Here is a 25,682-nt window from a genome sequence, read left to right on the forward strand (position 1 = left end):
CTTTTAATTGAGAATAATTCTTAATTGCGAAACTAGGGGCTGGACGCGTGAATTGCAAGGGCCAATAAAAGACGTGAAAGCATAAGGATATTGCCAATGATGAAAGGCATGACGGCCGAACAGAAGGCCGAACTCGCGCGGAAGTTCACCGAAGCGATTCCGCATTGCAAGGCGCTGGGGATGGTGCTGGAAAAGCTGGAAGACGGTGAAGCGATCATGTCCATGCCCTATGACGAAAAACTCATCGGGGATCCGCGTACTGGGGTGATTCATGGGGGCGCGGTGTCGGCGCTCTTGGACACGTGCTGCGGTTCGGCTGTGATGAGCCACCCCAAAGCCCCCGCGATTACGGCGACGATTGATCTGCGCATCGATTATATGCGCCCCGCAACACCGGGTCAGAGGATCACCGCCAAGGCGACCTGCTATCACGTTACGCGTTCGGTTGCGTTTGTGCGTGCGGTGGCATTGGACGAAGACGAGGATCGTCCTGTTGCAACTGCCTCCGGCGCGTTTACCGCCGATGGCGACCCCAAACGTCGCTCGACCGAGATTTCCAATGACATCACCGATGATGTCAGCGAAGGAGGTGCCGCATGAGCTTGCCCCCGAACCACAAACGCCCCGAGCCGGTCGAGGTTGTGAAGCAACGCCGTGACGCGGCCCTGTCTGGGTTGGTCGATGGCGTGCCTTATGTGCAGTTCCTTGGCATTAGTGTCGAACGTCACGGGGACGAGTTGACTGCCATCTTGCCGTTTGACGAGAAGCTGATCGGCAACCCGATGCTGCCTGCGATCCATGGTGGCGTGACGGCTGCGTTTCTGGAAACGGCTGCGGTGATCCAGCTAAGTTGGTCAACCCTGTGGGAGGACATGGAAAGCGGCGTGTTGGACCCCTCGACGCTTGGCCCGGACAACATGCCCTATCTGCCCAAGACGATTGATTTCTCGATCGACTATCTGCGCTCGGGTCTGCCGCGCGATGCCTATGCGCGTGCGCGGGTCGTGCGGCAGGGGCGGCGCTATGCGTCGGTCCATGTGGAAGCATGGCAGGACCGGCGCGAGAAGCTTTACGCACAGGCGACCGGCCACTTCCTGATGCCCGGCTCGTGAACGGTTCCGCGCTGACCCATCGGCGCGTTTTGGCGGTGGCGGGGCCGATTGTCCTGTCCAACGTGACCGTGCCCATTCTTGGGCTGGTGGATACGGGTGTGATCGGCCAGTTGGGCGATGCCGTACCCATCGGCGCAGTCGGAATTGGCGCGGTGATCCTGTCCACATTCTTCTGGGTCTTCGGCTTCCTGCGGATGGGCACAACCGGCCTGACCGCGCAGGCCCATGGGGCGGGACGTCAGGGCGAGGTCGCCGCGATGCTGACCCGCGCCCTTTTGATTGCGGTCGCCGCAGGTGTGGCGCTAATCGCCCTGCAAGGCCCGCTGTTCTGGGCGGCCTTTCAGGTGGCCCCGGCCTCGGCCGAGGTCGAGATGCTTGCCCGCGACTATCTGGCCATCCGCATTTGGAGCGCACCCTTTGCGATCTCGGTTTACGCTTTCACCGGCTGGCTAATCGCGCTCGAGCGCGCGCGGTCTGTGTTGGTTCTGCAGGTCGTCATGAACGGTGTGAATATCGGGCTGGACCTGTGGTTCGTGCTTGGGCTGGATTGGGGCGTCGAGGGAGTTGCCATTGCCACCCTCTTGGCGGAGTTCTCGGGCGCCGCGCTGGGCCTGTGGCTGTGCCGCGACATCTTCCGCAATCCAGCATGGCGGGACCGCGCGCGGGTGCTGGACGGGCCGACGCTGAAGAATATGGCGGTGGTGAACACGGACATTTTGCTGCGCTCGCTCTTCATCATGGCGATCTTCACCAGCTTCACCTTCTATGGCTCGGGCCTGTCGGATACCGAACTTGCCGCCAATCAGGTTCTGATGCAGTTCCTGCACGTGACAGCTTACGCGATGGACGGGTTCGCCTTCGGGGCCGAGGCGTTTGTGGGCCAAGCATTGGGCGCAAGGAATCGCGTTGCCGTCAGGCGCGCGTCCGTGATGAGCAGCCTGTGGGGCGCGGGTATTTCCTGCACCTTGGCGCTGGGTTTTCTACTGGTTGGCGGCTGGGGTATCGACGTCATGACCACCGCGCAGGACGTCCGCCAAGTCGCGCGGGATTTTCTGCCCTATATGGTGCTGGCCCCGCTTTTGGGTTGGCCTGCCTGGATGCTGGACGGGATTTTCATCGGGGCCACGCGGACAGCCGACATGCGCAACATGATGATCCTGTCTGCGGCGGTCTATTTCGCGGCCGTCTATGCCCTGATGCCCGGACTTGGAAATCACGGGCTGTGGGCGGCGCTGTTGATTTCCTTCGTGGCACGCGGGGCGAGTTTGGCGCTGCGCTATCCGGCATTGGAGCGGTCCGCGGCGTAGCGCGTCAGAGGATGTCCAGCACGCTTTCCGGCGGTCGTCCGATCCGGGCCTTGCCGTCTTTCAAGACGATCGGGCGTTCGATCAGGATCGGATTGGCCAGCATCGCTGCGATCAGGTCATTCTCGGGCGTGTCGGCGGACAGGCCCAATTCCTTAAAGACTTTCTCGCCCTTGCGCATGATCTGGATCGGCGTGGCGTTCAGCGCGGCCAAGACGGCCCGTAGCTCCGCCTCACTCGGTGCGTCGTCCAAGTAACGGCGGACGGTGACGTCCTCGCCACGCTCTTCCACCAATGCCAGTGTCTGGCGCGATTTCGAGCAGCGAGGATTGTGCCAGATCTCGGTCATAGCCACGCCTCGCGTCCTGTTCCGACGGCATCGGCAACGCAGGCAAACCCGTCACGCTCCAACCGTTCATCAATCCCAAGCGCGATCTCTTCCACCAGGCTGATGCCCTTGTAAGCCAGCGAGGAATAGAGCTGCACCACCGACGCGCCCGCAAGGATCTTCTGATACGCATCCTCGGCCGAGGCGATGCCTCCGACACCGATCAACGGCATTTGCCCACCCGTCAATTGCGACAGACGCGCCAAGACACGTGTGGATTTTTCGAACAAAGGCGGGCCAGAAAGGCCTCCTGCCTCGTCTTTATGAACACTTTTCAAACCTTCGCGCGACAAGGTGGTGTTTGTGGCAATCACCGCGTCCACCTTCACTTCCTGCGCGACGCCGGCCACTTCGGCCAGCTCCTCATCCGTCAGATCAGGTGCGATTTTCAGGAAAATTGGGGTGTATTTGTCGTGATCTTTGCGTGCATCCACCACTCCCTGCAACAGCCCGCGCAGCGCATCCGCACCCTGCAGATCGCGCAGCTTTTCGGTGTTGGGCGAGCTGACGTTGACCGTAACGAAATCGACGTACGGCCCGCAGCAGTTAAAGACCTTCACATAGTCGGCCGCACGATCATCACTGTCTTTGTTGGCGCCAAGGTTCAGCCCAACCGGCACCGGACGCTGGCGCGAGCGGCGGGTCAGGCGGGCTGCTGCGGCCTCCATCCCTTCGTTGTTGAAGCCGAAGCGGTTGATGACGGCCTGATCTTCCGTCAGGCGAAACAGGCGCGGCTTGGGGTTGCCCGGTTGCGGGCGCGGGGTCACAGCACCCACTTCGACAAAACCAAAGCCCGCTTGGGTCAGCGCGTCAACCACGGTGGCGTTCTTGTCATAGCCTGCGGCCAGACCAACCGGGTTGGTCATCTCCATCCCGCAAAAGGTGGTCTTCAGCCGGTCCGAGGTCACAATCCCCGGCATCGGCACCACGCCCGCCTTCATCGCCATCAACGCCAGCGTGTGCGAGCGTTCGGGGTCGACTTTGTGCAGCGCTTTCAGCGCAAGTTTCTCGATCACGTTCATGCCAGATCCTCGGGGAATTCGTGGCCGTCGGGGCCAAGCTGGATATCGCGGCTCCACAAGGCTTCGGACAGCATCAATTCGCGGTAAAGATGCGGGAACAAGGCGCCCCCGCGCGAGGGTTCCCATTTCAGCAATGCGCCCATCGCATCGGCCTCGAACGCGACCAGAACCAGCCCGTCTTCATCAGTGAAATGCTTGGCGGCCGTTTCGCGTACCTGTGCGGCGGTCGAGAAATGGATGAATCCATCCTGCACATCAACCGGTGCGCCGGTGGTCTTTCCGGCCATCCTGAAGGCTTGCCACTCGGCAGCGCGAAGTATCTTGTAAATCTGCATGGCTCTCATGTGCCGCTTTGGCGTCAATGCGTCAAGCGGTGTTGGCATTTTGCCGTGTACGCAGTGGGCGATCACGTCATCTTCTTGTTACGTCAGCTTGCCACCTAAACACGAGAGTTTTGACAAGCTGGCCCGACTCACGCCACGCTTACGTCAAAACAACAAGATCTTAGGGAGAATTAGTCATGACCAGATTTTTAACCACGGCAGCAGCCCTTGCGCTGACGACCGGTACCGCGATGGCGGATTATTCGCTGACCGTTCTGCACACCAACGATTTTCACGCTCGATTCGAGCCGATCAGCAAATACGACAGCGGATGCTCGGCCGAGGACAACACCGAGGGCAAGTGCTTTGGCGGCTCGGCCCGTCTGCAAACCGCGATCGAGGAAGCCCGCTCGCGCACCAACAATGCGATCCTTGTGGATGGTGGTGACCAGTTCCAGGGCACGCTGTTCTATACCTATTACAAAGGCGCATTAGCCGCCGAAATGATGAACCAGATGGGCTATGACGCCATGACCGTGGGCAACCACGAGTTTGACGACGGTCCCGAAGTTCTGCGCGGCTTCATGGATGCGGTGAACTTCCCGGTGCTGATGTCGAACGCAGATGTCTCGGGCGAGCCTTTGCTGGCTGACAAGCTGGCGAAATCTACCGTGATCGAGCGTGGCGGCGAAAAGCTGGGCCTGATCGGCCTGACACCGCAGGACACGGACGAACTGGCCAGCCCCGGTGACAACATCGTCTTCACCGATCCAGTTGATGCGGTGCAGGGCGAAGTCGACAAACTGACCGAGATGGGCGTGAACAAGATCATCGTGCTCAGCCACTCTGGCTATGGGGTGGACCAGAAGGTTGCCGCAGGCACCACAGGTGTCGATATCATCGTGGGCGGCCATACCAACACGCTGCTGTCCAACACCAACGAACGTGCGGAAGGCCCGTATCCGACCATGGTTGGATCGACGGCGATTGTCTCGGCCTATGCCTACGGCAAGTTCCTGGGCGAGCTGAACGTGACTTTCGACGATGATGGCAACATCACCGAAGCAAAAGGCGAACCGCTGATCATGGACGGTGGCGTGCACGAGCATGAAGCCACCAAGGCGCGCATTGCCGAAGCCGCCGCGCCGCTGGAAGAAATCCGTCAGCGCGTGGTTGCCAATACTGCCGAGGCGATTGATGGCGAGCGTGGCTCGTGCCGCGCGATGGAATGCGCCATGGGCAACATCATTGCGGACGCGATGCTGGACCGTGTGAAGGATCAGGGCATTCAGATCGCAATTCAGAACGGCGGCGGTATCCGTGCGTCGATTGATGCGGGCGATGTCACCATGGGCGAAGTGCTGACCGTGCTTCCGTTCCAGAACACGCTGTCCACCTTCCAGGTAACTGGCGAGACAATCATCGCAGCGCTTGAAAACGGCGTTAGCCAGCACGAGGAAGGCGCAGGCCGCTTCCCTCAGGTTGCAGGCATGACCTATGCGTTTGATGTATCGAAGCCAGCGGGCGAGCGGGTGTCTGACGTCATGGTCGGCGGTGCACCGATAGATCCCGCGAAGATGTACGGCGTTGTGTCCAACAACTACGTGCGCAATGGCGGTGACGGCTATAAAATGTTCCGCGACGCGCAGAACGCCTATGACTATGGTCCCGATCTGGCGGATGTAACCGCCGAGTACATGGCCAAGATGGGTCCGGTAAAGCCGATGCTTGATGGGCGTATTATGCAAAAATAAGGGTGACTGATCCTTTGAAAGCCTCCGACGGGAAACCGCCGGGGGCTTTTTCGTTTTGCAAAGCTGCGTTAAGTTGCGTGCATGGACCATCCGCTTTTCGACCTCATCGAACAGAAAATCCGCGCTGCCGAAGAGGCTGGCGACTTCGATAACCTCGAGGGCGCGGGAAAGCCGCTGCCCAAGGTGGATGACCCCGAGAACGCTGTGTTCAATCGACTGGTGCAGGAAAGTGGGGCAGTGCCCGAATTTGTGCGTCTGTCGCGTGAGTTAAGACGGCTGCGCGAAGAGCTCGCCGAAACGGGTGATCGCACCCGCCGTCAGGACATTATGAAAGAAATGTCGATGATGGACGCGCAAATCGAACTGGCGCGCAAGGGCCGCTACTGAGCGCTCCAGCGTTGGGTCGCAGCTAAAACGCGAAGGCCAAAGCGGCGCGCAGTCTCAAGATCCTCAGACAGCAGATCCTCGTCCGCACCCAGTTGTTCGGTCACCATAAGACCCAGCCAGCTTCCGTCTCGGTTTAGGCCGGGGTGCTCAGGCTTCACCGGCGCGCCAATGTCTGTGGGGCCAACCCAGATCATTCCCATTTGCGCTGCAAAGATCGACAGGCGTTGCAGCGCGGCCAGCTTGTCCCCGGACGGGTGAATGCCCGTGGTGAAGCCCGCCGCGATCTTGTCTTTCCACAGGCTGTGTTCCCAGCGCGTATCGATCTGCTCCAGAAACAGGCTGAACCGCGCGGCGGCCGATCCCATATAGGTGGGCGCCCCAAAGATGATCGCGTCCGCCTGATCCAGCGCCCGCCAATCCGCATCGGTCAGCGTCTCCACGTTCAGCAGCCGGGCCGCGTCGCCAATCGCTTCGGCGATGGTTTCCGCGATGCGCTTTGTGTGGCCGAAGCCGGAGAAATAGGGGATGCAAATGCTGAGTGTTTTCATGCCGCCACTCTGCGGCGAAACGGCATCCACTCCAAGCGAAATCATGACTTCCCACAGCGCGTTGCCTGTGGTCATCTGATCCCGCAGAGGAGCATCACATGACCACATTCACCGGACCCGAGATTTGCAAACTGGAAGCCCATGAGGTCGTGGCCCTGCTACGCAAGGGCGAGCTGTCGTCGGAGGACCTGATTGACGCATCCGAGGCACGCTTGGCGCAGGTCGAGCCAGCCGTGAATGCGGTGCCGGTGATCTGCGCAGATCGAGCGCGGGCGTCGGCCAACGCGTTGAAGGGGGACCAAAATCACCCCGGTTGGCTGGCTGGCCTTCCCATTGGGATTAAGGATTTGACGCCAGTGGCAGGCGTGCGGTCGACTTTCGGGACAAAGGCGCTGGCAGACAACATCCCCAAAGACAGCGACCCGATCGTCACCCGGCTTGAGGCGCGCGGCGGTGTGGTCATGGGCAAGACCAACACGCCCGAGTTCGGGGCGGGCGGCAACACCTTCAACGACGTCTTTGGGGCGACGCTAAACCCGTGGAACACCCAGATGAACGCAGGCGGCTCGTCGGGTGGGGCAGCGGTATCGCTGGCTACGGGGTCGCTCTGGTTGAGCCACGGCTCGGATCATGGGGGAAGCCTACGCACGCCTGCGGCCTATTGCGGAATTGTGGGCCTGCGTCCCAGCATGGGGCTTTGCGCGTCGGCCTCTGTCACCGGGTTCATCGGCGAGGGCGTACAGGGGCCGATGGCGCGGTCTGTCACGGATTGCGCGCTGTTTCTAGACGCGATGGCCGGGTTTGAGCCGCGCGCACCGCTGTCTTTCCCCGCGCCGGACACGCCCTATCAAGAGGCGGTCAAACGCGCCGACACCAAGCTGCGCATCGGGTTTGCGCCTGATCTGGGGGGATATGCACCGGTCGACGCGGATATGGCCCGCTATCTGGCCCGCGCTATGGCGGCGATCGAGGGGGCAGGGGCTACGGTCGACGAAGCCTGTCCCGACCTGACTGATCTTGAACGCACTTATCATGTGATCCGCGGCGGCATGTGGGCGGCGAACTTCATCAAGGCCCCGAAAGGCCTGACCCAACATTTCAAGCCGACACTGGCCGAGAACCTGTCCTTCGGCCTGTCCTTGACCGCCGAGGATATCGCCAAGGCGCAGCTGTCCCGCTCGCTCATCTATGACAACATGCGGGCCTTCTTGGAACGCTATGACGTGCTTGCCTGCCCGGTGGTCGGCAACATGCCCCATGTCCAGACTAAGGAATGGGTCAGCGAAGTCGGCGGGCAAACCTTGACCGGCTATATGGATTGGCTGCGGTTTACATTCCTTGCGACCGTCGCCGGAATGCCGGCGATCTCGGTTCCTGTGGGTCTGTCGGATGACGGAATGCCGGTTGGGCTTCAGCTGATCGGCCCCCCGCGTGGCGAGGCCAAGCTGCTGGCCGCCGCCCGTGCGGTCGAAATGGTGTTGGGTGGGCCACTTGGCCCGATTGACCCGGTCACCTCCAAAAGCTAAGCCCAAGGCGATTTCAGGAGAGCCGACATGTACGACCAGAACCACCTTGCCCACGCCATTTCCAATGCCTCGGACGGGCGCCACGACGCGACCTTCCTGACGGATGGGCGCACGGGCAAAGTGACCAGCTATGGGGATTTCTGGGCCAATGCTGAACGCATGGCGGCCGCGCTGGTGGCGCTGGGCGTCGCGCCGGGGGATCGTGTGGCCGTGCAGGCCCCGAAAGAACCGGCGATGCTTGAGCTTTACGTGGGCACGGTGTTGGCGGGCGGTGTGTTCCTGCCGCTGAACACGGCCTACACGCCGGATGAAGTGGCGTATTTCCTGGGCGATGCCGCCCCGCGCGTGTTCGTCTGTGAGCCGGGCAAGCTGGAGGCGCTGACGCCCGTGGCAGAAGACGCGCAGGTGGCGCATGTGCTGACGCTTGGCGCGGGTGAGACGGGAACTCTTGTCCCTGCACGTGACGCGCAGAAGCCGGGGCTCAAAGCAGTAGCGCGTGACGCACTGGACCTTGCCGCGATCCTCTATACCTCTGGCACCACCGGGCGATCCAAGGGTGCAATGCTGACCCACAGGGCGCTGGCGTCGAACAGCGAAACCCTGCGCGACTACTGGCGTTTCACGGACAAAGATGTGCTGATCCACGCGCTGCCGATTTTCCATACCCATGGGCTGTTTGTGGCGACCAATGTGACTTTGATGGCAGGCGGCGCGGCGGTCTTCCTGCCGGGCTTCGATGCCGGGGCCATCATCGACGCCATGCCGAATGCCACCGCGCTGATGGGCGTGCCGACCTTCTATACACGCTTGTTGAAAGACGACCGTTTGGCTGAAGCTTCCAAGGGGATGCGGCTGTTCGTGTCCGGATCCGCGCCGCTTCTGGCCGAGACCCATGACCGCTGGCGCGAGGTGACGGGCCACGCGATCCTTGAGCGCTATGGCATGACCGAGACCAACATGAACACGTCTAACCCCTATGACGGCGAGCGTCGCGCGGGCACGGTGGGCTTCCCGCTGCCGGGGGTCGAGGTGAAGGTGTGTGATCCGGTGTCCGGCGAGACACTGCCCGATGGCGAAATTGGCGTGCTCGAGGTGCGCGGCGACAACGTCTTTGCGGGCTATTGGCAGATGCCGGAAAAGACCGCCGAAGAGCTGCGGGAAGATGGTTGGTTCATCACCGGTGATTTGGCGATGATCGACCCGGATGGCTATGTGACCATTGTCGGGCGTGGCAAGGACCTGATCATCACCGGCGGTTTCAATGTCTATCCGAAAGAGATCGAGGGCGTGATCGACGATCTGCCTGGCGTGTTGGAAAGCGCTGTCATCGGCGTCCCGCATGAAGATTTCGGCGAGGCGGTCGTGGCCGTTGTGGTGGCGCAGGATGGTGACGCTCTGGATGAAGATACCGTGAAAGCGGGGGTGGCCGAGAGCCTTGCCAAGTTCAAGCAGCCCAAGCGGGTGGTTGTGGTGGATGAGCTTCCGCGCAACACGATGGGCAAGGTGCAGAAGAACGTGATGCGCGACACCTATGCGGGTCTGTTGAAGGGGTAGGGCGTTCGGTGGCTCACTTCGTGAGCCTGTCAGGGGCTCTGCCCCCGCATGATTTTCCTGCGGAAATTCATGCACCCCCGAGATACTTCTGGCAAGAAAATGAGTGGGTCAGCGTGGAGGCGGGCCGTCTTTCAGGCGGTAGCCCACGAAGGCGGCGTGCAGATAGCTGCGTCGAATTGCCGGGAACGGAAAGCGGGGTAGCGGGCGTGTGTGCACAGGGAGTTCTGTTATACGGCCAAGCGCCATATCTGCGAGCCGTGCGCCGGTCCATGTGCCCATAGCGACGCCATTGCCGTGAAAATTCAGACCTGCCCATGCGGTCGTGCTGTTTCCAATTGGTCCGGCATAGGGCAGCAGATCTTGCGAGAGGCTGATGAGGCCCGACCAGAAATACGGGGTCTCGACATCGCGCCACGCCGGGAACATGGCGGCGAGGTGTTGTTTCATCCGCGCGCGCATCGCGGCTTGGCCTTCCGCGCTGGCGCCTACATTTCCCCGAGCGCCGAACAGGAACCGTCCGTCTGGCAGCAACCGAAAATAGTGCAGAAGGTTGCGGCTGTCATAGGCCATCAGGTCCGTGCTCCAGCCCTGTGCCGCGATCTCGTCTTGGGTGAGTTTGCGGGTCACAAGGATGTTGGACTGCACCGGCAGATAGCGCCCGGTCAGCCAATCGGGTACGCCGTCCGAGGAATAGCCGTTGGTGGCGATGATCAGCTTCTTTGCGGTGATCCGGGTCGTGGGGGTCGTCAGGATGTGGTGGGTGTCTGCGTGGTCTATATGCGTGACCGGGCTGTTGGCCGACAGCGTTGCCCCGGCCGCTTGGGCGGCGCGGGCCAAACCAGTGACATAGAGCCCGGGATTGAGGGCAAAGCCCAAGGGCAGGACCAATCCGCCGTGAAACGCGCCATTCATTCCGCGGGATTTCAGATATTCCGTCGGGATCAGTTCAGCAGGGTGGCCCAGCTCGGCCCATTCGCATTGCTCGGCGCGCAGTGCTGCCATCGCGCGGGGCGTGTGGGCGAGAACAAGTTCGCCATCTGAATGGGTTTCGGCGTCGATCTTGTGGCGATCGAGCAACCCGGCGACCAAATCGACCGCCGCTTTCTGGGCCGAGAAATAAGCGTGCGTGGCGTCCTTGCCAAAGCGTTTTCGAATGCCACTCAGTCCAAGCTTATCGCCGCCGATCGTGCAAAACCCGCCATTGCGGCCAGACGCGCCCCAGCCGGGGGTCTTGGCGTCCAATACAAGCACCTCGGCTCCGGCTTGGGCAAGGTGAAGGGCTGCAGAAAGCCCGGTGAAGCCGCCGCCAATGACCGCGACTTCAACCTTATGATCGCCTTCGAGCGCGGGCCAATCGCCTTCGGGACGCGGCCAGATGCATTCTGCCCGCGCGGCGTCGGAATAGGCGTAGTCCTCGTAGATGCGGCGGGGAGCTTTGGGGGGCATCAGAGGCGTCCGAGGTAGGTGCGATACTCCACATGGGTGATTTCATGGGTCAGTTGCGCGATTTCGTCCCGGCGCATGGCGGCATAAACATCCACATAACGCTGACCGAAGATTTCGACTGCTACGTCCGAGGCCGCGAACCGCTCGACCGTCTGGAACCAGTCGGCCGACAGGGTTTCTGCCGGTTCAGCACCCGCATCGTCCAAAGGTAAGGGCAGGGCGGGTTTGGTGTTCAGCCCGTGCAGCATGCCGCCGAGGATCGCGGTGATTGCCAGATAGGGATTCACGTCGGCGCCAGCAATCCGGTGTTCCAGACGCGCGCCCGGGCCTTTGGTTTCCGGTAAGCGTACACCGGCGGCGCGGTTGTCGAAGCCCCAATCAGGGGCCGAGGGCGCGAAGCTTAGCGGTTTGAAGCGACGGTAGGAGTTCATATGCGGGGCAAAGACGGCCTGCAGGTCGCGCATCGTGTCGAGCGTCCCGCCCACCGCATGTTTCAGCGCGTCCGAGGGTCCATCCGTGCCATCGTCAAACACGTTCTTCCCGTCGCGGTCCACAACCGAGGCATGCACGTGCATTCCGTTGCCGGGGAAGTCGGCATAGGGTTTGGCCATGAAAGTGGCTTCCATCCCATGCGTCCGGGCCACCCCACGCACAAGACGTTTGAACAGCAGTGCCGTGTCCGCAGCCCACATCACGTCATCGGTATGGTGGAAGTTGATCTCGAACTGGCCGGGGCCGTATTCGGCGATCAACGTGTCTGTGGCCAGTCCCTGAAGCTCGGACGCCTTCAGAATGTCGTCCAGAATGTCCTGCGTGCGTTCCAGCACCTCAAGGTCATAGTTCTGCGCATCCGGGCTGCGATCGGGCGGGGTCGGAGCTGCGTCTTGCTCGGTGCGGGGTTTGAACAGGTAGAACTCAAGCTCAGTCGCCAGAACCGGGTGCAGACCCGCTGCGTGCAGCTTGTCGACCATGCGCACAAGCTGCTGGCGCGAGGACAGGTCCGAAATCTCGCCGGTGTCGGGGTCAATCATTTCGACCTGCACCTGCGCGACGTTGCCTTTGGCCCATGGCACCGGTTTCAGCGATCCTGCAACGGGGACGATGCGCCCGTCGGGGTCGCCGACGATGATGCCCAGCCCGGTGGCTTCGACCTCTTCCCCCATGATGTTGGGCGCGTAGGTCGATAGCGGCAGACGCACGCCGCCGTCGGTCAGCTTCTTTTCGTCGTCGCCGGGCAGCCATTTGCCCCGCAGCACCGCGTTGGCGTCGCACAGCATCAGCTCGACCCGGTCAGGGCGTCCATGGGTTTTGCAATAGGTTGCGTATTCTTCCAGAAAGTCGCTCACTGGATGGCCTCCTGTTCGTCCTTCGCGCGTTTCACGATGGCCCGTTTCGAGGTTAGGGATGCCCCAATCACGCCGACCGCCACAAGGGTAATCATGATCGTGGACAGGGCGTTGATCTCGGGGCTGACGCCCAGACGGACCGCCGAGAAGATCTTGATCGGCAGCGTGGTCGAGCTGGGGCCCGAGGTGAAGCTGGCGATGACAAGGTCATCCAGCGATAGGGTGAAGGCCAGAAGCCAGCCCGAGATCACAGCAGGTGCGATGATCGGCAGGGTGACAAGGCGGAAGGCCTCGAACCCGGTGCAGCCCAGATCCAATGCGGCCTCTTCCAGCGACTGGTCGAAGGTCACAAGACGGGATGACACCACCACCGAGACATAACACATCGAGAAGGTCGTGTGCGCCAGAACGATGGTCAGCACGCCGCGGTCCAGCCCGATGGCGATAAACAGAAGCAGCAGTGACAGACCGGTGATGACTTCGGGCATCACCAGCGGCGCATAGATCATGCCGCTGAACAGGGTGCGCCCGTGAAAGCGACCTGCGCGGACCATGACATAGGCCGCCATCGTGCCCAGCACTGTCGCCACGGATGAGGACATCACCGCGACCTTCAGCGTGACCCAGGCCGCGTCAAGGAAGGCTTCGTTGCGGAACAGCTCGCCATACCATTTGGTCGAGAAGCCCGCCCAGACGGTCACCAGCTTGCCGCCGTTGAACGAATAGACGATCAGGATCAGCATCGGGATATAGAGGAAGGCAAACCCAAGGGTCAGCGATACGGTATTGAACCAGCTTAAACGTCTCATTTGCCAGCCTCTCTTTGTTTTTCCTCGTTGCGCTGGAACAGCACAATGGGAACGATCAGGATCAGAAGAAGCACGACAGCCACAGCCGAGGCGACCGGCCAGTCACGGTTCGAGAAGAACTCTTCCCACAGAACCTTACCGATCATCAGCGTTTTCGATCCGCCCAGAAGCGACGGGATCACGAATTCGCCCATGGCGGGGATGAAGACCAGGAAACTGCCAGCAATGATGCCCTGTTTGGCAAGTGGCAACGTCACCAGCCAGAAGGCGGTCAGGCGCGAGCAGCCAAGGTCTTCGGCGGCTTCCAACAGGCTTTCGTCCAGACGTTCCAGCGCCGAATAGATCGGCAGCACCATGAAAGGCAGATAGGTATAGACGATGCCGATATAGACGGCGGTGTTGGTGTTCAGGATGGTCAACGGTTCGCTGATAATGCCGAGGCTCATCAGAAGCTGGTTCAGCAGACCTTCCTGGCTTAGGATCGCTTTCCACGCATAGACGCGGATCAGGAACGAGGTCCAAAAGGGCAGGATGATCAGCATCATCAGGGTGGGGCGCCATTCATCCGGCGCGCGGCTCATGCCATAGGCGATGGGAAAGCCCACCAGAAGCGCAAGGATGGTCGAGAACGTCGCGATCTTCAGGCTGGACAGATAAGCTTTCCAATACAGGTCATCCGTCGTCAACCACGTGAAGTTTTCCATGTCCAGCCCGGACAGCCATGCCGTGAACCCGGCCCAGCCTTGGGACAGGTCCAGCGTGGGGGTGTAGGGCGGGATGGCCAGCGCCGTGTCCGACAGGCTGATTTTCAGCACGATCAGGAACGGCACCAGAAACAGGGCCAGAAGCCACAGATAGGGGACAGAGATCAGGCCAAAGCGTTTCATGACGTCAGCACCACACCTGCGGTATCGGTGAAGGATAGCCACACGTCTTGATCCCACGTAATAGCCCGGCGGGCGATGCGGCGGGTGTTGGCAGCCTGCGCCTTGATATGCTGGCCCGTGGGCGTCTCGATCACATAGGTGGACATGTTGCCCAGATAGGCGATGTCCAACACCTTGCCGTGAATGATGTTGGTCATCTCAGCGGGACGCTCGGTTGCGATGTTCACCTTCTCGGGGCGGATCGCCAGAGTGGCGCGGGTGCCCGCCGGAATTTCGTCATGTGCGATGCCGATCAGATTCTGCTGACCCTCGGCCCAGCTGATCGTCGCATGGTCATCGCCGGATGTGGTGACGCTGCCCTCGATCAGGTTCACGTCGCCGATGAAGTCAGCCACATAGACCGACCCGGGTTCTTCATAGATTTTCGCAGGCGTGTCGACCTGAATGATCTTGCCGTGATCCATCACCGCGATGCGCGAGGCCACGGTCATCGCCTCTTCCTGATCGTGGGTCACGATCACGAAGGTGGTGCCGGTCTGCTCTTGAATGTCCATCAGTTCAAATTGCGTATCCTGACGCAGCTTTTTGTCCAGCGCGCCCAGCGGTTCATCCAACAACAGAAGCTTCGGTGCCTTCGCCAAGGACCGCGCCAGCGCCACACGCTGCCGCTGCCCGCCCGAGATCTGGTGCGGTTTGCGGTTGGCAAATTTACCCAATTGCACAAGGTTCAGCATCTCGTCGACTCGTGCGGCAATCTGGTCCTTCGGAAGCTTGTCGCGCTTCAGGCCAAAAGCGATGTTTTCGGCGACCGACAAATGCGGGAACAGCGCATAGCTTTGGAACATCATGTTCACCGCGCGCTTGTTCGGCGGGATCGGTCCCACGTCCTGACCGTCGATCAGAATGGTGCCCTCGGTCTGGGTTTCGAACCCGCCCAGCATCCGCATCATCGTTGTCTTGCCGCAACCCGACGGTCCCAGCAGCGCAAAGAACTCGCGTTCGTAAATGTCGATGGTCAGGTTGTCGATCGCGGTAAAATCACCAAAGCGCTTGGTGACATTCTGGAAGCGGATCAACGGGGTGGCCTGGGAGTCTTTCCAGGGGGCAAACTCGGCAGGTGCCGTGGCAAGTGCGGCTTCAGACATGATGAACCTCGGGGGAATAAGGAAACTCCCCCCGGATGCGAGCATACCGGAGGGAGCGGGAGAGTGGGCTTAGGTGCCCGACTTGATTTTGGTCCACAGGCGCGTCACGACACGCTGGACTTTCGCCGGATAAGGCGTGGTGGTGTACAGCGTACCCAGCGCTTCCTCGGTCGGATAGATCGCCGGATCGCCGATCACGTCCTCTTCCAGATGTGCTTGCGACGCTTCGTTGCCGTTGGCGTAGTAGACGTAGTTCGACGCCGCTGCCATGTTGTGCTCGTCCATGATGAAGTTCAGGAACGTGTGCGCGGCTTCCGGGTTCGGTGCATCCGCCGGGATCGCCATCTGGTCGAACCACATCAGCGAGCCTTCCTTGAAAGCGTTATAGGCAATTTCGACACCATTATCTGCTTCAGCGGCACGGTCACGTGCCTGCAGAACGTCACCCGACCAGCCCACGGCCACACAGATGTCGCCATTGGCCAGCGCGTTGATGTATTCCGAGCTGTGGAATTTCTGCACATAGGGTGCGATGGCGGACAGGACCGGCTCGGCCTTGGCGATCACGTCCGGGTCGTGGCTGTCGGGGTTTTCACCCAGATAGGCCAGCGCGGCCGGGATGATTTCAGCTGGCGCGTCCAGAATATGTACACCGCAAGCGGCCAGTTTTTCCATGTTGGCGGGGTCCATGATCAGCGCAAGGCTGTCGATCGGAGCATCGTCGCCCAGCACTTCTTTGACCTTGCCGACGTTTACACCAGCACCGGTGGTGCCCCACATGTAGTTGATCGAGTACGCGTTGCCGGGGTCATAGGCGGCGGTGCGCTCGGCAATTACGTCCCACATGTTGCCGTGGTTGGGCAGTTTGCCCAGGTCCAGCGGCTGGAATGCGCCTGCAACGATCTGGCGCTGCAGGAAGGTGCCCGAGGGAACCACAACGTCATAGCCCGACCCACCGGCCAGCATTTTGGTTTCCAGAACCTCGTTCGAATCGAACACGTCATAGATCAGGTCGATGCCGGTTTCTTCTTCGAACTTTGTCAGAAGTTCTTCGTCGATATAGTCCGACCAGTTATAGACGCGCACTTCGTCGGCGGTGGCGGCGGTTGCCCCCATCACAAAGGCTGCGCTCAGCAGTAGCCAGGATTTCTTCATACACTCTCTCCCTGTTTGGGGCATGGCGCCCGTTTGCGACATTTGATCAAAAAAATGCGATTCACGCAATATGGTAAAATTACGGAAGTCATAGTAGGTTGCTTTCAAAGGGTATCTTCGACGCCGTAATAGGCAAAATATTTGTAACAACGGGGGCAAACTTGTCAGAACGCCAAGCCAAACTGCCAGATCACCAGCGGGTTTACCGCAAATTGCGGGAAATGATTCTGTTCGGAGAACTGGCGCCCGGCCAGCCTGTGACCATTCAGGGACTGGTCTCAACATTGGATGTGGGCATGACCCCTGTGCGCGAAGCAATCCGACGGCTGACCTCGGAAGGGGCGTTGGAGTTCAAGGGAAACCGTCGTGTTTCGGTGCCGCAGCCCGACATGACGCAATGGAATGATATCGCCTATGCTCGCTTGTCGGTCGAGCCCGAGTTGGCCCGTAAAGCCACAGAAAACATTAGCGAAGAGGACTTTGCGCGCCTGGTTTCTTATGACGATCAGCTGAATGCAGCGATCGATAAAGGCGATGTGCGCGGTTATCTGGAACACAACTATCGCTTCCATGCCTATCTCTATGACTTGGCTGGGTCCGAGGTCCTGTCATCCATCGCCAATATGTTGTGGCTTAGGGCTGGCCCGTCCTTGCGCGTGGTGCTGGGCCGCTATGGCACGGCCAACCTTCCCGACAAGCACGCCGAAGCCATGGCCGCGATGCGAGCCGGTGATGGCGAGGGGGTCGCGGCTGCCATCCATGAAGACATCGAGCAGGGAATCGCTCAGGTCCGCGAGACGCTTTTGTCGGCCTGAATTTGATCAGATCGCAGGTCATGCGTTGACAGCCTAATTTTTGATCATATTGTGAACTCAGCTTTTGGCACGATCCAGAGGGTGGGTGATTCTCCTGTCCTTGGGCGTGACCCGACCACGTTTTCTAGGAGATCCAGGATGAACAAGATCACCAACCATCTGCCCACCGCCGAGCTTCAGGCCATCGATGCGGCTCACCATATGCACCCCTTCACCAATGACGGTGAACTGGGCCAGAAAGGCGCGCGGGTGATTACCTCGGCCAATGGTGTGTTTCTGAAAGACAGCGAAGGCGAAGAGATTCTGGACGCCATGGCCGGCCTGTGGTGTGTAAACATCGGCTATGGCAACGATAACATGGCCGACGTCGCAGCCCGCCAGATGCGCGAGCTGCCGTACTATAACACGTTCTTCCAGACGACCCATGTGCCCGCCATCGCGCTGGCCCAGAAGCTGGCCGAACTGGCGCCGGGCGATCTGAATCATGTGTTTTATGCCAATGGCGGCTCGGACGCGAACGACACCAACATCCGCATGGTCCGCACCTATTGGGCCGAGAAGGGCCAGCCGGAACGCGACGTGATCATCTCGCGCTGGAATGCCTATCATGGGTCCACCATTGGTGGCACCTCGCTTGGCGGTATGAAGGGCATGCACGGTCAAGGCAGCTTGCCGATCCCCGGCATCGAGTTCATCGACCAGCCGCATTGGTACGCAGAAGGTGGCGACACCGACCCCGAGGCATTTGGTCTTGAGTGTGCCCAGCAGCTGGAAGCGAAAATCAAGGAAATCGGACCCGAGAAAGTGGCTGCTTTCATTGGCGAGCCGGTGCAGGGCGCGGGCGGCGTGATTGTCGCGCCTGACGGCTACTGGGCTGAAATTCAACGGATTTGCAAGAAGTACGATATCCTTCTGATCGTCGACGAGGTCATCACCGGCTTTGGCCGTACCGGTAATTGGTTCGGGTCCCAAACGCTTGACATTACGCCGGACATCATGACCGTCGCGAAGGGTCTCAGCTCGGGTTATGCACCGATCGGCGCGTCGCTTGTCTCGGATAAGGTCGCTGAAGTTCTGGCCGGGACCGAATTCAACCACGGTTACACCTATTCGGGTCACCCGGTGGCCTGTGCTGTCGCGCTGGAAAACCTGCGCATCATGGAAGAGGAAGGCATCGTCGAGCATGTGCGCGACGTCGCGGCCCCCTATCTGGCCAAGAAATGGCACGAGCTGGCGGATCACCCCATGGTGGGCGAGACCAAGATCGTTGGCCTGATGGCCTCGCTTGCTTTGACGCCGGACAAGGCCACCCGCGCGCCTTTCGCCTCGGATGCCGGTACCGTGGGGTACATCACCCGCGAGCGCAGCTTCGCCAACAACCTGATCATGCGCCATGTGGGCGACCGGATGATCATCGCGCCCCCGCTGGTCATCACCACGGACGAGATCGATATTCTGATTGCCCGCGCCCGCAAGGCGTTGGATGAAGCCTATGAGATCGTGAAAGAAAAAGACCTGTTGGTCGCTGGGTAAGCCAGTTTCTGGGGCGGGCCACGGGTCCGCCCCTTTCGATGATTGACACCCCCAGCAAGATCCGAGGGATCCATGGACCTGCTCACCGCAAATGACCGCCACGGGGAGTATCCCCAATCTTGGTATGCCGCTACGGCCGATGCGCCCGGCCCGTTTCCAGCTGCACAGGGCGACGTGTCGTGTGATGTCTGTGTGATTGGCGGCGGATTTACCGGTTTATCAGCAGCCCTACATCTGGCCGAGCGCGGCTATGACGTCGTGCTTCTGGAAGCGCAGCGCGTGGGTTTCGGCGCCTCGGGCCGCAATGGCGGTCAGGTCGGCATGGGGCAGCGTCTGGATCAGGACGAGCTGGAGAAGATGGTGGGCAAAGACGACGCCCGCAAGCTGTGGGACATGGCATCGGAAAGCGTGCAGCTGGTCCGTGACATGGTCGCCAAACACGCACCCGACGCGGGGTTCACCGACGGCATCATCCACGCCATGCACCGCGCACGCTATGTGCCCGAGGATCACGCCTATGTGCGCAAGCTGAACGAGGAGTACGGCTATGACCTGATCCGCACCGTGGATCGCGAGGAAATGCGCGAGTTGTGCGGCTCGCCTGCCTATCACGGCGGATCTCTGGACATGGGGGCAGGGCACACGCACCCGCTGCGTTTGGCTTTTGGTATGGCGCGGGCTGCGGTCGCTGCTGGCGCACGGATTTTTGAAACCAGCCGCGTGACCAATGTCAGCGAAGGTGCGAGTGTGACGGTCAGTACGGATGCGGCCAATATCCGTGCCAGCCATCTGGTCTGGGCCTGCAATGGCTATCTTGGCAACACGCAGTCCCATGTCGCCGCGCGGGTCATGCCGATCAACAACTATATTCTGGCGACCGAACCGCTGAGCGATGATTTCGCCAAGTCGCTAATCCGCGACGGGCATGCCGTGGCAGACAGCAAGTTCGTGATTAACTATTTCCGCCTGTCGGATGATAACCGGATGCTGTTCGGCGGTGCGGAAAGCTATGGCTACAAGTTCCCGAAGGATATCGTGAAGCTGGTGTCAAAGCCGATGCTGGAAATTTATCCGCAGCTGAAAGACTCCAAGATCGACTATGCGTGGGGTGGCACGCTGGGAATTACCATGAACCGGATGCCGCATTTCGCGCGGCTGCAAGGGAATGTGCTGTCGGCGTCTGGCTATTCCGGGCACGGCGTGGCGATGGCGACGCTGGGCGGCAAAATGGTGGCCGAGGCGATTTCGGGCCAAGCCGAGCGGTTCGATCTGATGGCGCAGGTGCCGACCCATCGCTTCCCTGGCGGCGTGGCGCTGCGCTGGCCGCTTTTGGTTGCGGCGATGCTGTGGTTCAGTTTGCGGGACAAGCTTTAAGCGCGCTTTAAGCGTTTATCCCTTCGGGCCGCCCACATCGCTGGGGGCAACCGCCACGGTTTTCACAATGGCATAGAGTGCGGTTCCGACGCTCAGGTCCAACGCGGCCAGCGACCGCTTGGTGATCCGCGCCAGAACCCGGCCCGCTGAGGTATCCAGCGACAGGATCGCACCGGGACCGGCCCCTTCCTGCACTTCATGCACTACGCCGGGCAGGCAGTTCAGGGCCGAGATGCCTTCAGGCCGACCGCGCGACAGGATGACGTCTTGCGCGGCGATGCGTACCCGCACCGGCGTGCCGGGGTCGCGCGCGATGCGTGGCAGGAACAGCGGGATGCCGCCTGCGTTCAACTCGGTCAGCCCGTCGTTGTGATGCGCGGCCACGCGGGCCTCTATCACAGCCCCGACAGAGCGCACATCGCCTGGGCTGAAGCTGGGATCACCGAGAACCTCAATTGCGTTGCCCTGTCGGACCACACGCCCGTTTTCCAGCGCCACAACAGTGGTGGCCAGCCGCGCAACCTCGGTGGTTGAGTGGGTGACATACAGAATGGGCACCTCGCCCTCGTCGCGCAGGCGCTCGAAATAGGGCAGGATCTCTTCCTTGCGGGGATCGTCCAACGCGGCCAGAGGCTCGTCGGCGAGGATCAGTTGCGGGCGAGACAACAAGGCCCGCCCAATGGCGACGCGTTGTTTTTCACCGCCGGACAAACGCGGAGTGCGGCGGTCCAGAAGGTGTCCGATGCCCAGCATCTCGACCACGCGGTCGAAGCGCGCGGTGTCCGCAGGCTGGCGGGTGACACGGCGGGCATAGTCCAGATTGCGGCGCACGGTCAGATGCGGAAACAGGCGGGCGTCCTGAAAGACATAGCCGATGCGGCGTTCATGCGCGGACAGGCAGATGCCCTGCGCGCTGTCCAGAAGCACATGATCCCCCACCGTGATCCGCCCGGAGACATCGCGGGTAAGGCCAGCCACCGCGTCAACCACACTGGTCTTGCCCGATCCCGACGCGCCAAACAGCACGGTCAGCCCCGCCGGCGCAGAGACATCCACATCCAGATCAAAGCCGGGACGCTTGGCGCGCAGGGTGATGGAAAGGGCGGGCTGGGTCATGCGTCCTCCATCCGTTTGGCGATGCGGCGGGCCAGCACTTCGGACGCCACAAGCGCCCCCATGGCGATGATGATCGAGATCACGACCAATCGCAGTGCGGCACTCTCGCCCCCTGGCACTTGTAGGAAGCTGTAGATGGCGGACGGGACTGTACGTGTTTCGCCGGGGATGTTCGAGACGAAGGTGATCGTCGCCCCGAATTCGCCCATTGCTTTGGCAAAACCAAGGATCGCGCCCGCGATGATACCGGGCAGGGCGAGGGGCAGGGTGATGGTGGCAAAGACCGACCAGCGGCCCGCGCCCAACGTGGCGGCGGCGGCTTCCAGCTTGGGGTCGACGGCCTCGATCGACAGCCGAATAGCGCGCACCATCAAAGGAAAGCCCATGATTGCTGCCGCCAGCGCTGCGCCCGTCCAGCGGAAGGCCAGCGGCAAGCCAAGCTTGGTCAGGAGCGCCCCAACGGGCGCGGTGCCGCCGAAGGTCAGTAGCAGAAGGTAACCGGTCACGACAGGCGGCAGGATCAGCGGTAGGTGAACCAGTCCGTTCACCACCTGCTTGCCCGGAAACTCTTTGCGGGCAAGCAGATGCGCAACCCAGATGGCCACGGGCAGGGACAGGGCCGTTGCCCAGCCAGCGACCTTCAAGGACAGCGCGACGGCCTGCCATTCTTCGGGGCCAAGCCAGCTCATTCCGGCACCTCGGGCAAGGGAAGGAAGCCGTGGCCTTGCAGGATGGATTGCCCCGCGGTTCCGGTCAGATAGTCCAAAAAGGCCGTTGCGGTGGCCACGTCGCCGGATGCGATTGCCGCCGCTGGATAGGTGATCTGCGGATGTGTCTTAGCAGGGAACGGCGCGACAAGGCGCACTCTCGGCTCGGCCTGTGCATCCGTCGCATAGACAACGCCCAACCGCGCCTCGCCCAGTGCGACCAGAGCCAAAGCGGCGCGGACGTTGTCGGTCTGCACCACATGGGATTTCGCCGCATCCCATAGCCCCAGATGGGTCAGAGCCGCCTTGCCGTATTGTCCGGCAGGGATCGCATCGACCAGCGCCATCGACAAACGCCCTCCGTCCAAAGCCGCCGCGAATTCTTCGGGCGTTTCTGGTAGGCTCGTCGGAGCTTCTTGTTCTGCAGGCGCGATCAGCACCAGTACATTCCCGGCAAAGTCCCGGCGCGAGCCGTCAGCTAACAACTCGGCAGCCTCGACTGCATCCATCCAATCCGCATTCGCAGACAGAAACACGTCCGCAGGTGCGCCCAGGGTGATCTGTCGCGCCAGAACCGATGACCCCGCGAAGGACAGCGCGACCTCGTGCCCAGTGTCGCTTTCGAAGGCCGCAGCCACCTCGTCCAGCGCGCCGCCTAAGCTTGCGGCGGCGAAAACGGTGATCCGATCGGCCAGCACAGGCATCGTTGACGCCCCCAGAAACAGGGCGGCGAGGGTATATCGACGGGTGTACAAAAACATCTCGGATCGAGATAACGGGATGGGCGGCCCGTCAGCAAGGGGTTTTGCGGTCGCAGCGGTCAGGCGAAGTGGATGTCCACGCTGCCAAACGGCCCGAAATCCGCGTGAATACCGGTGCCCGAGGGGCATTCGACGGGGCGGATGAAGCTGCCCGACAGAATTATCTGCCCCGGTTCAATGCTTTGCCCATATTGCGCCATGCGGCGTGCCAGCCAGACGACGCTTTCCACCGGATCATTCAGAACCCCTGCACCCAGCCCGGTTTCCTCGACCTCGCCATTGCGCGAGGTGATGGCGCCGACCCAGCGAAGGTCAAAGGCGTCGACCGCATGGCGTACGGTGCCAAGTACGATCCCGGCGTTGGCTGCATTGTCGCTGATCGTGTCAAAGACGGTGCGAGTTGCACCGGTCTCTGGGTCGACGCGCTGAATGCGGGTGTCCAGGATCTCGATCGAGGGCGCGACATAGTCGGTCGCGGCGATCACGTCCTCGCGGGTGACATCATCGCCCCCGATGGCGTCTTTCATCACGAACGCAATCTCGGCCTCGATCCGGGGTTGGATGAACCGGCCCGCAGGTACCGTCGCATCATTCTCAAACAGCATGTCGTCAAACAGGATGCCGCTGTCCGGAATGTCGATGTTCAGCGCATATTGCATCGCTTTCGAGGTCAGCCCGATCTTCCAGCCGATCACCTTACGCCCCGCGCCCAGCTTGGCGCGGTAGATCGCGTTCTGCACCTGATAGGCATCGTCCATTCCCATTTCCGGGTGGCGCTTGGTCAACAGTCCGATCTGGTCGCGGGTCTGCTCAGCGGCGAGCAAATCGGCGGCGGCGCGGGCGTGATCTTCTGGCGTCATACGACTTCGTCCTCGATCGTATTCGACAGCGTGCCAATCCCGTCGACCGACACTTCGACCACATCGCCGGGCACAAGATACTTGGGCGGATCAAACCGCGCGCCTGCGCCCGTGGGGGTGCCGGTGACGATCACATCACCGGGCTGCAGCGTCATGAAGGTCGAGATATAGGCGATTTCCTCGCGGATCGGGAACATCATGCGATTGAGGGTATCGTCTTGGCGTAGCTCTCCGTTCACGTGGGTCTGAATGCGTGCGTCATCCAGTTGGGTGGCGTCAGTGAAGGGCACCAGCCACGGGCCAATCGCGCCGGAGCGGTCCCAGTTCTTGCCTTGGGTGACGTTGAATTTGGCATGACGCACCCAGTCACGGATCGTACCTTCATTGCACAGGGTTAGCGCCGCGATGTGGTCATAGGCGTCCTCCGCCGCAATCCTGCGGCCCGCTTTGCCAATCACGATGGCAACCTCGCCCTCGTAATCCAACGTGTGGTTCTCTGGCGGACGGATCAGCGGGCGATTGTGGCCCGTGAACCCGCTGGCGAAGCGCGGGAACAGCGACATATATTTCGGCTGTGCGCTGCCGTCTTTGTATTCGGCGTTCCGATCCGGGAAATTAACGCCCACGCAGAGGATGCGGCGGGTGTCGGGCATGACCATCTCGAACGTATAGTCCGTGTGGGTAACGTCGCGACCCTTGGCAGCAGAGGCCAGCGCGTCAAATTGCCCGGCGGCAATAACCTCGTAGAGGCTTGCGTGATCGGGGAAGGCGTCGTTCAGCGCAACCGCGCCCTCATCCGTGATCGCGCCAAAAAAGGTCTCGCCATTGGCCGTGTAGGTTGCAAAACGCATGAAATTCATTCCTTGCCTGCGCGTTGTTCTCCGTTTTCGTGCACGAAAACGGCGCGGAAATTTCAAAATTTCCGATCTGTGGGTTCAGACCGAGAAGCTGATATTGGCTTGTCCGGTGCCGGAGCTGCCAAAGTAAGGCGTGTAGATGTCGATCTTTCCCTCGTAGTCTTTCCAGCCCAATGCGCCGAACAGAAGCGCGGTGTCGTTCATCGCGCATTCACCGGTGCACTTGACCGCATAGTCGGGCAACAGGTCGAGGAACTCGGCCCATTTGCCGTTTTCCCAAAGCTCAAGAACGCGCAGGTCCATCTGGCGGTTGAATTCGCCATTCACCGAGTTCAGCCCGTCAACCGAGCGCTCGTTGGGTGTGAAATCATGGCTAAGCGAGCCTGAGGCGAAGATCGCCACCTTGCGGTCCGACCGCTTGATCCCTTCGGCAATGGCCGCGCCCCAACGGCGGTTTTCCTCGATGGACGAAAACTGGTTTACGGCAATGGGCAGTACGCGGGCGTTTACGCCTTTGTTGATGAAGTGCATCGGCAGAAGCGTCCCGTATTCCATGCCCAAATCGGGCTGCGCATGGCCCAACGCGCGCTCGCCGCGTTCCTCAAGCACGCTCAGGATGCTCTGTGCCAGCTCGCTGTCGCCTTGATAGTCAAACTCCATATCCGCCAGCATGTGCGGCAGTTCGTGACTGATGAAGCGGCCCTTGTGGTGGGGCTTGGCGTTCAGGTGGAAGCCCTGATTGGTGATCCAATGGGTGTCGAACACGATGAACGTATCGACGCCCCGGTCAATCGCATCCTGCCTCAGTTTGGCATAGCCATCGACAGCCGACTGCCGGATACCTTTGTACTGCGGCATAGTTTCGGACATCCAGATACTTGGCACATGGGTGATTTTCGCAGCTTGAACGATCTGTCCCATTGGGTCTCCTCCTGTGGTCTGGGTGGGATTGA

Annotated in this window: 26 protein-coding genes; 10 read left to right on the forward strand and 16 right to left on the reverse strand. The window is 61.0% G+C overall.

Translation table 11 applies throughout. From position 1 onward, the window contains the following. Positions 1-96: 96 nt before the first annotated feature. The 3 genes from MWU53_RS00895 to MWU53_RS00905 are packed head-to-tail and all read left to right on the forward strand — an operon-like array spanning position 97 to position 2,419. Complete coding sequence (locus MWU53_RS00895) at positions 97-600, forward strand: PaaI family thioesterase (RefSeq protein ID WP_247089394.1); 504 nt, start codon at positions 97-99, stop codon at positions 598-600. Beyond that, on the forward strand, positions 597-1,112 hold the full coding sequence (locus MWU53_RS00900) for a PaaI family thioesterase (RefSeq protein ID WP_133486017.1): 516 nt from the start codon (positions 597-599) through the stop codon (positions 1,110-1,112). The genes MWU53_RS00895 and MWU53_RS00900 overlap by 4 nt, the downstream gene beginning before the upstream one ends. Then, positions 1,109-2,419, forward strand: coding sequence for an MATE family efflux transporter (locus MWU53_RS00905; RefSeq protein ID WP_247089396.1), 1,311 nt, complete (start codon positions 1,109-1,111; stop codon positions 2,417-2,419). Before MWU53_RS00900 ends, MWU53_RS00905 begins: the two co-directional genes overlap by 4 nt. Positions 2,420-2,423: 4 nt before the next feature. Here MWU53_RS00905 and arsC read toward each other — a convergent pair whose 3' ends face one another. The 3 genes from arsC to MWU53_RS00920 are packed head-to-tail and all read right to left on the reverse strand — an operon-like array spanning position 2,424 to position 4,161. Further along, positions 2,424-2,765 carry an arsenate reductase (glutaredoxin) gene (gene arsC, locus MWU53_RS00910; RefSeq protein WP_247089398.1) on the reverse strand — a complete coding sequence of 114 codons (342 nt, stop codon included), beginning with the start codon at positions 2,763-2,765 and terminating at the stop codon, positions 2,424-2,426. Then, complete coding sequence (locus MWU53_RS00915) at positions 2,762-3,826, reverse strand: quinone-dependent dihydroorotate dehydrogenase (RefSeq protein WP_247089401.1); 1,065 nt, start codon at positions 3,824-3,826, stop codon at positions 2,762-2,764. The genes arsC and MWU53_RS00915 overlap by 4 nt, the downstream gene beginning before the upstream one ends. Then, positions 3,823-4,161 (reverse strand): DUF952 domain-containing protein, encoded by a 339-nt coding sequence (locus tag MWU53_RS00920; RefSeq protein ID WP_247089403.1) that lies wholly within the window; start codon positions 4,159-4,161, stop codon positions 3,823-3,825. Before MWU53_RS00920 ends, MWU53_RS00915 begins: the two co-directional genes overlap by 4 nt. A gap of 185 nt (positions 4,162-4,346) precedes the next feature. On the opposite strand from MWU53_RS00920, the gene MWU53_RS00925 reads away from it, so the two are divergent. Continuing rightward, entirely contained in the window at positions 4,347-5,903 is a 1,557-nt protein-coding gene (locus MWU53_RS00925) for a bifunctional metallophosphatase/5'-nucleotidase (protein ID WP_247089405.1), read from the forward strand. 81 nt (positions 5,904-5,984) lie between these two features. Next, positions 5,985-6,290 carry a DUF1992 domain-containing protein gene (locus tag MWU53_RS00930; RefSeq protein ID WP_247089407.1) on the forward strand — a complete coding sequence of 102 codons (306 nt, stop codon included), beginning with the start codon at positions 5,985-5,987 and terminating at the stop codon, positions 6,288-6,290. On the opposite strand, the gene MWU53_RS00935 is transcribed toward MWU53_RS00930, so the two are convergent. Beyond that, entirely contained in the window at positions 6,284-6,913 is a 630-nt protein-coding gene (locus tag MWU53_RS00935; protein WP_247089409.1) for a flavodoxin family protein, read from the reverse strand. The two genes, MWU53_RS00930 and MWU53_RS00935, sit on opposite strands and share 7 nt — an antisense overlap. A 23-nt stretch (positions 6,914-6,936) precedes the next feature. Here MWU53_RS00935 and MWU53_RS00940 point away from each other — a divergent pair, with 23 nt between their 5' ends. Then, positions 6,937-8,364 (forward strand): amidase, encoded by a 1,428-nt coding sequence (locus MWU53_RS00940; RefSeq protein ID WP_247089412.1) that lies wholly within the window; start codon positions 6,937-6,939, stop codon positions 8,362-8,364. 27 nt (positions 8,365-8,391) lie between these two features. Further along, positions 8,392-9,918 (forward strand): malonyl-CoA synthase, encoded by a 1,527-nt coding sequence (locus tag MWU53_RS00945; protein WP_247089414.1) that lies wholly within the window; start codon positions 8,392-8,394, stop codon positions 9,916-9,918. 108 nt (positions 9,919-10,026) lie between these two features. Here MWU53_RS00945 and MWU53_RS00950 read toward each other — a convergent pair whose 3' ends face one another. From MWU53_RS00950 to MWU53_RS00975, 6 genes are all read right to left on the reverse strand, one after another. Beyond that, on the reverse strand, positions 10,027-11,364 hold the full coding sequence (locus MWU53_RS00950) for an FAD-binding oxidoreductase (protein ID WP_247089416.1): 1,338 nt from the start codon (positions 11,362-11,364) through the stop codon (positions 10,027-10,029). Continuing rightward, positions 11,364-12,710 (reverse strand): glutamine synthetase family protein, encoded by a 1,347-nt coding sequence (locus MWU53_RS00955; protein ID WP_247089424.1) that lies wholly within the window; start codon positions 12,708-12,710, stop codon positions 11,364-11,366. Before MWU53_RS00955 ends, MWU53_RS00950 begins: the two co-directional genes overlap by 1 nt. Further along, on the reverse strand, positions 12,707-13,519 hold the full coding sequence (locus tag MWU53_RS00960; RefSeq protein WP_247089426.1) for an ABC transporter permease subunit: 813 nt from the start codon (positions 13,517-13,519) through the stop codon (positions 12,707-12,709). Before MWU53_RS00960 ends, MWU53_RS00955 begins: the two co-directional genes overlap by 4 nt. Continuing rightward, on the reverse strand, positions 13,516-14,406 hold the full coding sequence (locus tag MWU53_RS00965) for an ABC transporter permease subunit (RefSeq protein ID WP_247089428.1): 891 nt from the start codon (positions 14,404-14,406) through the stop codon (positions 13,516-13,518). Before MWU53_RS00965 ends, MWU53_RS00960 begins: the two co-directional genes overlap by 4 nt. Continuing rightward, on the reverse strand, positions 14,403-15,551 hold the full coding sequence (locus MWU53_RS00970) for an ABC transporter ATP-binding protein (RefSeq protein ID WP_247089430.1): 1,149 nt from the start codon (positions 15,549-15,551) through the stop codon (positions 14,403-14,405). The genes MWU53_RS00965 and MWU53_RS00970 overlap by 4 nt, the downstream gene beginning before the upstream one ends. Before the next feature lie 69 nt (positions 15,552-15,620). Beyond that, positions 15,621-16,706: a polyamine ABC transporter substrate-binding protein gene (locus MWU53_RS00975; protein ID WP_247089432.1), complete on the reverse strand. Its 1,086-nt coding sequence runs from the start codon at positions 16,704-16,706 to the stop codon at positions 15,621-15,623. A gap of 161 nt (positions 16,707-16,867) precedes the next feature. On the opposite strand from MWU53_RS00975, the gene MWU53_RS00980 reads away from it, so the two are divergent. The 3 genes from MWU53_RS00980 to MWU53_RS00990 all read left to right on the forward strand — a co-directional run bounded on the left by MWU53_RS00980 (position 16,868) and on the right by MWU53_RS00990 (position 20,428). Next, the gene (locus MWU53_RS00980) at positions 16,868-17,521 is read left to right on the forward strand and encodes a GntR family transcriptional regulator (protein WP_247089434.1); all 654 of its coding nucleotides are present in this window, start codon (positions 16,868-16,870) and stop codon (positions 17,519-17,521) included. Between the two features lie 138 nt (positions 17,522-17,659). Then, a complete protein-coding gene (locus MWU53_RS00985; protein WP_247089436.1) occupies positions 17,660-19,054 on the forward strand; it encodes an aspartate aminotransferase family protein in 1,395 nt (464 codons plus the stop codon). 72 nt (positions 19,055-19,126) lie between these two features. Further along, positions 19,127-20,428: an FAD-binding oxidoreductase gene (locus MWU53_RS00990; protein ID WP_247089438.1), complete on the forward strand. Its 1,302-nt coding sequence runs from the start codon at positions 19,127-19,129 to the stop codon at positions 20,426-20,428. Positions 20,429-20,443: 15 nt separating this feature from the next. Here the strand turns inward: MWU53_RS00990 and modC are convergent, their stop codons facing one another. The 6 genes from modC to hpaD form a co-directional block, all read right to left on the reverse strand. Next, positions 20,444-21,544: a molybdenum ABC transporter ATP-binding protein gene (modC, locus tag MWU53_RS00995; protein WP_247089440.1), complete on the reverse strand. Its 1,101-nt coding sequence runs from the start codon at positions 21,542-21,544 to the stop codon at positions 20,444-20,446. Beyond that, positions 21,541-22,233, reverse strand: coding sequence for a molybdate ABC transporter permease subunit (modB, locus tag MWU53_RS01000; RefSeq protein ID WP_247089442.1), 693 nt, complete (start codon positions 22,231-22,233; stop codon positions 21,541-21,543). Before modB ends, modC begins: the two co-directional genes overlap by 4 nt. After that, a complete protein-coding gene (gene modA / locus MWU53_RS01005; protein WP_247089444.1) occupies positions 22,230-23,012 on the reverse strand; it encodes a molybdate ABC transporter substrate-binding protein in 783 nt (260 codons plus the stop codon). Before modA ends, modB begins: the two co-directional genes overlap by 4 nt. 59 nt (positions 23,013-23,071) lie before the next feature. Then, complete coding sequence (gene hpaH, locus MWU53_RS01010) at positions 23,072-23,872, reverse strand: 2-oxo-hept-4-ene-1,7-dioate hydratase (protein WP_247089446.1); 801 nt, start codon at positions 23,870-23,872, stop codon at positions 23,072-23,074. Beyond that, positions 23,869-24,723 carry a fumarylacetoacetate hydrolase family protein gene (locus tag MWU53_RS01015; RefSeq protein WP_247089448.1) on the reverse strand — a complete coding sequence of 285 codons (855 nt, stop codon included), beginning with the start codon at positions 24,721-24,723 and terminating at the stop codon, positions 23,869-23,871. The genes hpaH and MWU53_RS01015 overlap by 4 nt, the downstream gene beginning before the upstream one ends. Before the next feature lie 84 nt (positions 24,724-24,807). Continuing rightward, positions 24,808-25,650 carry a 3,4-dihydroxyphenylacetate 2,3-dioxygenase gene (gene hpaD / locus MWU53_RS01020; protein ID WP_247089450.1) on the reverse strand — a complete coding sequence of 281 codons (843 nt, stop codon included), beginning with the start codon at positions 25,648-25,650 and terminating at the stop codon, positions 24,808-24,810. Positions 25,651-25,682: the final 32 nt, after the last annotated feature.

The sequence above is a fragment of the Aliiroseovarius sp. S1123 genome (genome assembly GCF_023015885.1).
In the GTDB taxonomy this organism is placed as follows: Bacteria; Pseudomonadota; Alphaproteobacteria; order Rhodobacterales; family Rhodobacteraceae; genus Aliiroseovarius.